This window comes from Marinobacter sp. P4B1 (assembly GCF_001447135.1).
Lineage (GTDB): Bacteria > Pseudomonadota > Gammaproteobacteria > Pseudomonadales > Oleiphilaceae > Marinobacter > Marinobacter vinifirmus.
Genome location: NZ_LLXM01000008.1, coordinates 56,817 through 66,677 on the forward strand (window position 1 = coordinate 56,817; position 9,861 = coordinate 66,677).

The window sequence follows — 9,861 nt, forward strand, 5'->3', positions numbered from 1 at the left end:
CCGGCTACCTGATGCTGTATCCCGCCGCCCGTTTCGAGTATCATGGCCGCCTTTCAGACGTCTCCCGATTTCGCGCGATACAGGTTGATATCATGCTTGAACTTCGCGGCGCTCCCGCGCTCTCGCCTTTCCGTTTCCGCAAGCTGCACTCCAGGATCCAGGATATTGTTCCGGATGTAGCCCATGTGTATGCCGAGTTCATGCACTTTGTGGATCTCGATGATGACCTCTCCGACGCGGAACACGCGATTCTGGACAGGCTGCTGACATACGGCCCCAGTGTACAGGTTGAAGAACCTGAAGGGGTTCTGTTCCTTGTGGTGCCCCGGCCGGGCACGCTGTCGCCCTGGTCCAGCAAGGCCACGGACATTGCCCGCAACTGCGGCTTGCGCCAGATTCGCCGGATCGAGCGTGGTATTGCCTATTATGTGCAGTCCAGCCGTAAGCTGGGACTGGAGCAGCGGGAAAAAATTGCCGCCCTGCTGCACGACCGCATGACCCAGACCGTCTTCCACGAAACCGGCGGTGCCGTGCTGCTGTTCAGCCACGATGAACCCCGCCCGCTGGGCCGTGTACCGGTGTTGTCCGGCGGCCGTGATGCCCTGGTTGAAGCCAACGCCCGGCTGGGCCTGGCGCTGGCGGAAGACGAGATTGACTACCTGGTGAAGTCGTTCACCGGCCTTGAGCGTGATCCGACCGACGTGGAACTGATGATGTTCGCGCAGGCCAACTCGGAGCACTGCCGCCACAAGATTTTCAATGCGTCCTGGGATATCGACGGGCAAGGTCAGGAGAAATCCCTGTTTGCTATGATCCGCAACACCTTCGAGATGAACAGCGAAGGCGTGTTGTCGGCCTATAAAGATAACGCGTCGGTTATCGAAGGCAGTGTGGCCGGGCGCTTCTTCCCGGATCCGGAAACCGGTGTGTACGGCTACAACAAGGAGCCGGTACATATTCTGATGAAGGTGGAAACCCACAACCATCCCACCGCTATCTCGCCGTTTGCCGGTGCCGCTACCGGCTCCGGTGGTGAAATCCGCGATGAGGGCGCGACCGGTCGGGGTTCCAAGCCCAAAGCCGGCCTGTCAGGCTTCACGGTTTCCAACCTGAATATTCCCGGCGATGAGCAGCCCTGGGAGATCGGCTACGGTAAGCCCGATCGCATTGCCTCACCGCTGGATATCATGATTGAAGGCCCGATTGGCGGCGCTGCGTTCAACAACGAATTCGGCCGCCCGAACCTGGCCGGCTACTTCCGTACCTTCGAGGAGAAGGTGCCCGGCGCAGCCGGTGAGGAAGTGCGCGGTTACCACAAGCCCATCATGATTGCCGGTGGTCTGGGTAACATCCGCGAAGATCATGTGGAGAAGGGTAATATCCCGGTTGGCGCCAAGCTGATTGTACTGGGTGGCCCCTCTATGCTGATCGGCCTGGGTGGTGGCGCGGCGTCTTCCATGGACTCTGGCTCCAGTAACGAAAACCTGGACTTTGCCTCGGTTCAGCGGGACAACCCGGAAATGGAACGCCGCTGCCAGGAAGTGATCGACCGCTGCTGGCAAATGGGCGATGACAACCCGATCTGCTTTATTCACGACGTGGGTGCGGGTGGTTTGTCCAACGCCATGCCGGAACTGGTGAAAGACGGCGGCCGTGGCGGCAAGTTCGAATTGCGGGATATCCCGAGCGACGAGCCCGGAATGTCGCCGCTGGAAATCTGGTGTAACGAATCCCAGGAACGCTACGTAATGGCCGTGGCACCGGAGAATCTCGACCTGTTCGATTCCCTGTGCCGTCGCGAGCGTTGCCCCTATGCGGTGATCGGTGAAGCCACCGAAGCGCACCACCTGGAACTGGGCGATTCGTACTTTAACGACAAGCCGGTGGACCTGCCGATGGAAGTGCTGTTCGGCAAGCCGCCGAGAATGCACCGCAGCATCACCCGCTCTTCGTTTACCAAGCCGGTGTTCGATTCCACCAAGATCGATATCCATGATGCCATTCGCCGTATTCTGCGTTTGCCGTCTGTGGGTTCCAAGAGTTTCCTGATCACCATTGGTGACCGCACAATTACCGGCCTTGTGGCCCGTGACCAGATGGTTGGCCCCTGGCAGGTGCCGGTGAGTGATGTGGCGGTTACCGCTGCCTCCTTTGATGTGCGTGCCGGCGAAGCCATGGCTATGGGCGAACGCACACCGGTTGCCGTCATTGATGCGCCGGCTTCTGGCCGTATGGCGGTGGGCGAGGTAATTACCAACCTGGCCGCCGCGCCGATCGAAAAGCTTTCGAATATTCGCCTGTCTGCGAACTGGATGGCCGCAGCCGGTCACCCGGGTGAAGACGAGAATCTCTACGAGACCGTGCGCGCAGTCGGTATGGAGCTGTGCCCGGAGCTGGGTATTACGATCCCGGTGGGCAAGGACTCCATGTCTATGAAAACCACCTGGGAAGAGGACAACGGTGAGCAGAAGAGCGTGACTGCGCCGCTGTCTCTGATTGTCAGCGGCTTCGCGCCGGTTACCGATGTAGCCCGCACACTGACGCCCCAGCTGAGAACAGATGCCGGTGAAACCGACCTGATCCTGGTTGACCTGGCTGCCGGCCAGAACCGCCTGGGTGGCTCTGCACTGGCGCAGGTTTATCGCCAGGTAGGTGCCGTAGCGCCAGACCTGGACGACCCGGAAGACATCAAGGCCTTCTTTGCGGTGATCCAGGGCCTTAACGGCGACGGCAAGTTGCTTGCGTACCACGATCGTTCTGACGGCGGTTTGTTTGTCACTCTGGCAGAAATGGCGTTTGCCGGCCGCACCGGTGTGGATATCAAGCTGGACGGCCTGGCGGAAGACAGCTCGCAATTTGCCCGCGAGCTGTTTAACGAAGAACTGGGGGCAGTCATCCAGGTGCGTCGTGACGACACCGAGTTTGTCCTGCAGCAGTTCTCCTCGGCTGGTCTGGGCGACCACACCAGTGTGGTGGGTACCCTGAACGATAAAGACCGCGTGCGCCTGACCTTTGCCGGCGACAGCGTGGTGGATGAGTCTCGTACAGAGCTTCAGCGCCTGTGGGCGGAAACCAGCTATCGCATTCAGTCGCTGCGCGATAATGCGGACTGTGCCCAGGATGAGTTTGATAACCTGCTGGACGCTGGAGACCCCGGCCTGAACGCCGAGCTGACCTTCGACATTAACGAAGATGTTGCTGCACCGTTCATCAACACCGGCGCCCGGCCGAAAGTGGCTGTCCTGCGTGAGCAGGGCGTAAATGGCCAGGTTGAAATGGCAGCAGCCTTCGACCGTGCCGGTTTTGAATCAACAGACGTGCACATGAGCGACCTGCTCTCTGGCCGCATCACCCTGGATGATTTCCAGAGTCTGGTGGCGTGTGGCGGGTTCTCCTACGGTGACGTTCTGGGTGCCGGTGAAGGTTGGGCGAAGTCCATCCTGTTCAATGACCGCGTTCGGGATCAGTTTGCCGCGTTCTTCAATCGCCAGGACACACTGGCATTGGGAGTGTGCAACGGTTGCCAGATGCTGTCGAACCTGCACGAGCTGATTCCGGGTAGCGAAGGCTGGCCGCGCTTTGTCCGTAACCAGTCTGAGCAGTTTGAAGCTCGCCTGGTGATGGTGGAAGTAGCGCAGTCTCCGTCTGCATTCCTGGACGGCATGGCCGGTTCCCGGATGCCGATCGCTGTGGCCCACGGTGAAGGTCGGATTGAATTTGCCGCAGCTAATAACGCCCAGGCGCTCATCGAAAATGAGCTGGTAGCCATGCGTTACGTGGACAACCGGGGCGAGGCGACGACTCGTTACCCCTACAACCCGAACGGTTCCGAGGCGGGCATTACCGGTGTTACCACCCGTGATGGCCGGGTGACCATCATGATGCCGCATCCCGAGCGGGTATTCCGTGCGGTTCAGCACTCCTGGCGCCCGGATGGCTGGCAGGAAGACGGCCCCTGGATGCGTATGTTCAGAAATGCGAGACGCTGGTTGGCTTGATCAACCCCTGAGTCCGTCTTGACAAAGCCGGCCTGAAGAGCTTCTGTTGGAAGCACCCTTCAGGCCGGTTTTTTGTGTAAAAAAGTCCGAAAACTTGTCAGTCAAGGTCTTGACTCGCGAACTTTATGCACATTTTTGCGGGTGCGTTGTGTGATCTGTGAACAGAGTCAGAGATTTACGCCTGATTTTTGTTCGACAAATGTAAGTTATTGAAAGATAAAGATTAAATTAAATGGGCGATTTTGTCGCCAGTTTAAGGAAAGGTCAGTAACAATGGGGCTCAGGGACGGATTCCCAGAAACTATCCCCAGAGTTATCCACAGAAACTGTGGGTAAGTTTGGAAACCCTAATGCTGAGCGAAGCTTGATCAATCTGGAGCGGGCTATGTACAAGTTGTGTTACTTCGTGCCGGAAAGTCATCTGGGGCCAACCAAGGAGGCCCTGTTCGATGCCGGTGCGGGGAAGATCGGTGATTACGATCAGTGTGCCTGGCAATGCAAAGGGCAGGGCCAGTTTCGTCCGTTGGCAGGAAGTGATCCTTTTTTGGGGCGTCAGGGCGAGCTCGAGACCGTATCGGAGTACAAGGTCGAGCTGGTTTGCGATGATGCGGTGATCGGCAAGGCGGTTGCGGCGCTGAAGCAGGCTCACCCCTATGAGGAGCCTGCGTACGAGGTTTTCCGGCTGGAAAACTTCTGATCAGCCCTTCTTCGCCATCGGGTGGCGAATGTCTTTAATGTGCACGCCATAGCTTTCGCTTTTCATATCCTTGAGGAACAGCTCGAGGGTTTTTCGTACGGTAGGAAAGGAAATTTCGTCCCAGGGGATATCGTCGGGGGTGAACAGCTTTGATTCCAGGGACTCTTGCCCGGCGCCGAATTGCCCGTCTGTAAGGGTGGCGCGATAAAACATGTGCACCTGGTTGATGTGGGGAACATCAATAATCGAGTACAGGCCATGGATGGTAACTTCCGCCAGGGCTTCTTCCCGGGTTTCCCGGGCGGCTGCTTCCATGGTGGTCTCCGCGTTTTCCATAAACCCTGCAGGCAGGGTCCAGTAGCCATAGCGGGGTTCGATCGCGCGCTTGCATAACAGAATCTGGCCTTCCCACACCGGAACCGTGCCGGCAACAATGCGCGGGTTCTGGTAATGTATGGTCTCGCAGCTGACGCAAACATAGCGATGCCGGTTATCTCCCTCTGGAATACGTTGTTCAACCGGCTGGCCGCATGTGCTGCAATACTTCATTGTTTTCCCCGTATACTGAGTGTCCGTTGGTAGTCAGTTTAACGATCCGGACTGCCTGTGTCTCACTCAATATTGGCAAGTAACCGGAGTAAAGAGTGGAAGACCTGCTAACCGAACGGTTGTCCAAATACGCCCCCAGGCAACTGGCCCTGGATTACCCCGAAGCCGGCGTGCTCGTTCCGGTCACCGATAATCACCGCAACCCCGAGATCATTTTCACGCTCCGGTCCGAGCATATGAAAACCCACCGCGGGCAGGTTGCTTTCCCGGGGGGCAAGCGGGATCCCGAAGATGCTTCCCTGGCGGAAACCGCGTTGAGGGAGACCCATGAAGAGATCGGCCTGCCGCCGGACCAAGTTCGGCTCATTGCGCCGCTCAGTCAGGTGATGTCTTTGCACCGGATTGTCGTAACTCCATACGTAGGCCTGGTGCCGGTTGATCACCCGTTACAGGCAAATCCGGCGGAAATTGAAAGTATCTTCCGTGTTCCGGTTTCTTTTTTCCTCGAGGACAAGCGGGAACGAACGGATACCCTGAGCTTCCAGCACAATACCCTTTACGTGCCATGCTATCGCTGGGAGCGTTATCAGATATGGGGTTTGTCGGCCGTGGTTCTGGTCGATTTCCTGAATGCTGTGTACGATGCCGGCATCGATATTCTTGAGCCGCCCCGGTAGGGCGACGGAGGAGTTCTATGTTTTATAGCCTGGGTCAGCGAAAGCCCGAAAAAGACGGCGATGGCCAGTTTGTCGCCCACAACGCCACCGTGATTGGCAGCGTCAAGCTGATGGAGAAATCCAGTATCTGGTTCAATGTGGTGATTCGTGGCGACAACGAGTTGATCACCATAGGCCCGGAATCAAACATCCAGGACGGTTCGGTTCTGCATACCGATCCGGGTATTCCGCTTACTATTGGGCGTGGTGTGACCGTCGGGCACAAAGCGATGCTGCATGGCTGTCAGATCGGAGATTATTCACTGATTGGCATTAATGCGGTGGTGCTCAATGGCGCAAAGATCGGCAAGCATTGCCTGATTGGTGCGAATACCTTGATCCCGGAAGGAATGGAAATTCCGGACGGCTCCATGGTGATCGGTTCCCCGGGCAAGGTTCGTCGTGAGCTGAATGAAAGCCAGAAGAAAATGCTGGAGTTCGGTACGGCTCACTACGTGAAGAATGCCGAGCGTTACCTGGCTGATCTGCAGCAAGTCGAGATTTAACCATGAAAACTGCCGATAAAGTGCGCTCCCCTTGTGTCAGCATTTGTGCGCTGGACCAGAATGACACCTGCATAGGCTGTCAGCGAACCGGGGATGAAATACTGCGCTGGACCATGATGACAGACGAGGAGCGCCGGGAGGTTCTTCGAAAGGTGGCTGAGCGTGAAAAGAAAGTTGCTATCTAATCTATATACAGGAAGACAGATTCAATGACTGGTTCAGAGCAGACTGTCCGGATTGGTACACCGCTGAAGCCTGGTGCAACACGCGTGCTTTTTTGCGGCTCAGGCGAGCTTGGTAAAGAAGTGGTAATCGAGCTGCAGCGCTACGGCGTGGAAGTGATTGCCGTGGATCGCTACGAAAATGCACCGGCCATGCAGGTCGCCCACCGCAGCTATGTGGTTGATATGCTCGATGGCGCGGCACTGAGGGCTGTCATTGAAAAAGAGCGCCCGCACCTGATTGTTCCTGAAATCGAGGCCATCGCAACGGCTGAGCTGGTGCGGCTTGAAGAAGAAGGGTACAGGGTTGTTCCGACCGCGCGTGCCGTCAATCTGACGATGAACCGCGAAGGTATCCGCCGCCTGGCTGCGGAAGAGTTGGAGTTGCCCACTTCAGCCTACCGGTTTGCCGGCAGTCGCGAGGAGTACCTGGCTGCCGTCGAAGAAATCGGGCTGCCACTGGTGGTCAAGCCGGTAATGAGTTCGTCGGGTAAGGGGCAGAGCCTGGTAAGAGACAACGCGGAGATAGAAGCGGCCTGGGAGTATGCCCAAACCGGTGGTCGGGCAGGGAAGGGGCGCGTCATCATCGAAGGCTTTGTGGACTTTGATTATGAGATCACCCTGCTGACGGTTCGCCACCGTGATGGCGTTTCGTTCTGCGATCCCATCGGGCACCGCCAGGAAGATGGCGATTACCGGGAATCCTGGCAGCCGCACCCTATGGCTCCCAAAGCCCTTGAGCGCTCCATGGAAATTGCCCGGGCAGTTGCTGACAACCTGGGTGGTTACGGTGTCTATGGTGTGGAGCTGTTTGTAAAGGGCGATCAGGTCTGGTTCTCGGAAGTATCCCCGAGGCCACACGATACTGGCCTGGTTACCCTGATGTCCCAGGACCTGTCCGAGTTTGCCCTGCATGCCCGGGCCATTCTTGGTTTGCCTGTTCCGGTAATTCGCCAGCAAGGACCAACGGCGTCGGCGGTCATTCTTCCTGAAGGTGAGTCAGTTGATGTCTCATACAGTGGAGTAGAGCTGGCACTTGCTGAGCCGGACACCCAGTTACGGTTGTTTGGCAAGCCGGAGTTGAAGGGGCGTCGTCGCATGGGGGTGGCGCTGGCAAAGGGGAACTCTATAGAGGAGGCCCGGCAGTGTGCTTTGGCTGTTGCGGATGCCGTTAAAGTAGAGCTTTAATGGTGCGCGTGTAGCCGGAGCGTTGGCGGCGAAAAGGACTTTTCAAAAAAGTTTAAGGCAACCGTTGACACCTGTGCTGAGGTCTGTAGAATGCGCATCTCGCTTGAGGGGCAACGCCGGAAACGGGGCAAAACCTCAGCGATAACCGATTGAAAGTATTCGAAAAATTGCTTCAAAAATTATTCGAAATCAACGGTTGACAAGGCGGCGGAACGATGTAGAATACGCGGCCTTGATTGAGCAACAGCTCAAGCGCTCTTTAACAAGTTAACCAAGTAATTCGTGTGGGCGCTGGCCGAGGTATTTCGGATACGAAATATCAGGACAGTGACTCGTCGAAAATTGAGTTTTGTCTTGAGCAAGAATTAAGAACTTTCGGGTTCTTGTATGATTTAAACTGAAGAGTTTGATCATGGCTCAGATTGAACGCTGGCGGCAGGCTTAACACATGCAAGTCGAGCGGTAACAGGGGGTGCTTGCACCCCGCTGACGAGCGGCGGACGGGTGAGTAATGCTTAGGAATCTGCCCAGTAGTGGGGGACAACAGTCGGAAACGGCTGCTAATACCGCATACGCCCTACGGGGGAAAGCAGGGGATCTTCGGACCTTGCGCTATTGGATGAGCCTAAGTCGGATTAGCTAGTTGGTGGGGTAAAGGCCTACCAAGGCGACGATCCGTAGCTGGTCTGAGAGGATGATCAGCCACATCGGGACTGAGACACGGCCCGAACTCCTACGGGAGGCAGCAGTGGGGAATATTGGACAATGGGGGCAACCCTGATCCAGCCATGCCGCGTGTGTGAAGAAGGCTTTCGGGTTGTAAAGCACTTTCAGCGAGGAGGAAGGCCTTAAAGTTAATACCTTTAAGGATTGACGTTACTCGCAGAAGAAGCACCGGCTAACTCCGTGCCAGCAGCCGCGGTAATACGGAGGGTGCAAGCGTTAATCGGAATTACTGGGCGTAAAGCGCGCGTAGGTGGTTTGGTAAGCGAGATGTGAAAGCCCCGGGCTTAACCTGGGAACGGCATTTCGAACTGTCAGACTAGAGTGTGGTAGAGGGTAGTGGAATTTCCTGTGTAGCGGTGAAATGCGTAGATATAGGAAGGAACACCAGTGGCGAAGGCGGCTACCTGGACCAACACTGACACTGAGGTGCGAAAGCGTGGGGAGCAAACAGGATTAGATACCCTGGTAGTCCACGCCGTAAACGATGTCAACTAGCCGTTGGGACTCTTGAAGTCTTAGTGGCGCAGCTAACGCACTAAGTTGACCGCCTGGGGAGTACGGCCGCAAGGTTAAAACTCAAATGAATTGACGGGGGCCCGCACAAGCGGTGGAGCATGTGGTTTAATTCGACGCAACGCGAAGAACCTTACCTGGCCTTGACATCCAGAGAACTTTCCAGAGATGGATTGGTGCCTTCGGGAACTCTGAGACAGGTGCTGCATGGCCGTCGTCAGCTCGTGTCGTGAGATGTTGGGTTAAGTCCCGTAACGAGCGCAACCCCTATCCTTGGTTGCTAGCAGGTAAAGCTGAGAACTCCAGGGAGACTGCCGGTGACAAACCGGAGGAAGGTGGGGATGACGTCAGGTCATCATGGCCCTTACGGCCAGGGCTACACACGTGCTACAATGGCGCGTACAGAGGGCTGCCAACTCGCGAGAGTGAGCCAATCCCTTAAAACGCGTCGTAGTCCGGATCGGAGTCTGCAACTCGACTCCGTGAAGTCGGAATCGCTAGTAATCGCGAATCAGAATGTCGCGGTGAATACGTTCCCGGGCCTTGTACACACCGCCCGTCACACCATGGGAGTGGATTGCACCAGAAGTAGTTAGTCTAACCTTCGGGAGGACGATTACCACGGTGTGGTTCATGACTGGGGTGAAGTCGTAACAAGGTAGCCGTAGGGGAACCTGCGGCTGGATCACCTCCTTAAACGAAGCCGAATGCTTCGGTCAGAGTCCACACGAATTACTTGGTTGGCTA

General features: G+C 56.6%; 7 protein-coding genes and 1 rRNA gene. 7 read left to right on the forward strand and 1 reads right to left on the reverse strand.

What is annotated here, in order from left to right:
* The first annotated feature begins 92 nt into the window (after positions 1 to 92).
* A complete protein-coding gene (purL, locus tag AQ621_RS06055) occupies positions 93 to 3,998 on the forward strand; it encodes a phosphoribosylformylglycinamidine synthase (protein ID WP_058340702.1) in 3,906 nt (1,301 codons plus the stop codon).
* Positions 3,999 to 4,383: 385 nt separating this feature from the next.
* A complete protein-coding gene (locus AQ621_RS06060; protein WP_058340696.1) occupies positions 4,384 to 4,695 on the forward strand; it encodes a YqfO family protein in 312 nt (103 codons plus the stop codon).
* On the opposite strand, the gene AQ621_RS06065 is transcribed toward AQ621_RS06060, so the two are convergent.
* Positions 4,696 to 5,244 carry an NUDIX hydrolase gene (locus tag AQ621_RS06065; protein WP_022989616.1) on the reverse strand — a complete coding sequence of 183 codons (549 nt, stop codon included), beginning with the start codon at positions 5,242 to 5,244 and terminating at the stop codon, positions 4,696 to 4,698.
* Positions 5,245 to 5,339: 95 nt separating this feature from the next.
* On the opposite strand from AQ621_RS06065, the gene AQ621_RS06070 reads away from it, so the two are divergent.
* The 5 genes from AQ621_RS06070 (at position 5,340) to AQ621_RS06090 (ending at position 9,810) form a co-directional block, all read left to right on the forward strand.
* A complete protein-coding gene (locus tag AQ621_RS06070; RefSeq protein WP_022989615.1) occupies positions 5,340 to 5,921 on the forward strand; it encodes an NUDIX hydrolase in 582 nt (193 codons plus the stop codon).
* 17 nt (positions 5,922 to 5,938) lie between these two features.
* Positions 5,939 to 6,466 (forward strand): gamma carbonic anhydrase family protein, encoded by a 528-nt coding sequence (locus AQ621_RS06075; RefSeq protein WP_058340697.1) that lies wholly within the window; start codon positions 5,939 to 5,941, stop codon positions 6,464 to 6,466.
* Between the two features lie 2 nt (positions 6,467 to 6,468).
* A complete protein-coding gene (locus tag AQ621_RS06080) occupies positions 6,469 to 6,651 on the forward strand; it encodes a DUF1289 domain-containing protein (protein WP_058340698.1) in 183 nt (60 codons plus the stop codon).
* A gap of 24 nt (positions 6,652 to 6,675) precedes the next feature.
* The gene (purT, locus tag AQ621_RS06085; protein WP_058340699.1) at positions 6,676 to 7,875 is read left to right on the forward strand and encodes a formate-dependent phosphoribosylglycinamide formyltransferase; all 1,200 of its coding nucleotides are present in this window, start codon (positions 6,676 to 6,678) and stop codon (positions 7,873 to 7,875) included.
* Between the two features lie 394 nt (positions 7,876 to 8,269).
* Positions 8,270 to 9,810 (forward strand): 16S ribosomal RNA (locus tag AQ621_RS06090).
* Positions 9,811 to 9,861: the final 51 nt, after the last annotated feature.